We start from the raw sequence: 534 nt of genomic DNA, 5'->3' as shown, positions 1-534 counted from the left end.
AGATGTGTATAAGAGACAGGTCGACCCACGAGTGGTCGGGCGACCCGTACGGGCGCGTACTGCACTTCGGCATCCGCGAGCACGCCATGGGCTCGATCCTCAACGGCATCGTGCTGCACGGTCCGACGCGTGCCTTCGGCGGGACGTTCCTCATCTTCAGCGACTACATGCGTCCGCCGGTGCGCCTGGCCGCCCTCATGAACATCCCCTCGCTGTTCGTGTGGACGCACGACTCGGTCGCCCTCGGCGAGGACGGCCCCACGCACCAGCCGATCGAGCAGCTCGCCGCCCTGCGCGCCATCCCGAACTTCACCCTCGTGCGTCCGGCCGACGCCAACGAGACCGCGGTCGTGTGGCTGGAACTGCTCCGTCGTCACGCCGGTCCGGCCGGACTCGCGCTCACGCGGCAGAACATCCCGGTGTTCGCGCGCGGTGAGGGCGAGGCATCCGGTGACACCTTCGCCTCGGCCGCGGGTGCCGCCCGCGGCGCCTACGTCCTGGCCGAGGCCGCGAACCTGTCTCTTATACACATCT

1 pseudogene is annotated in these 534 nt (G+C 68.9%); it reads left to right on the top strand.

Annotated elements, in window-relative coordinates:
* Positions 1–534 (top strand): annotated as a pseudogene (locus DQ241_RS20290) (transketolase); the annotation flags it as partial.

Origin of the sequence: Blastococcus sp. TF02A-30 (assembly GCF_003319185.1) — a bacterium.
Classification (GTDB): domain Bacteria; phylum Actinomycetota; class Actinomycetes; order Mycobacteriales; family Geodermatophilaceae; genus Blastococcus.
The sequence above is the reverse complement of the archived record's forward strand: the minus strand, read 5'-3'. Positions and strand labels throughout refer to the sequence as shown.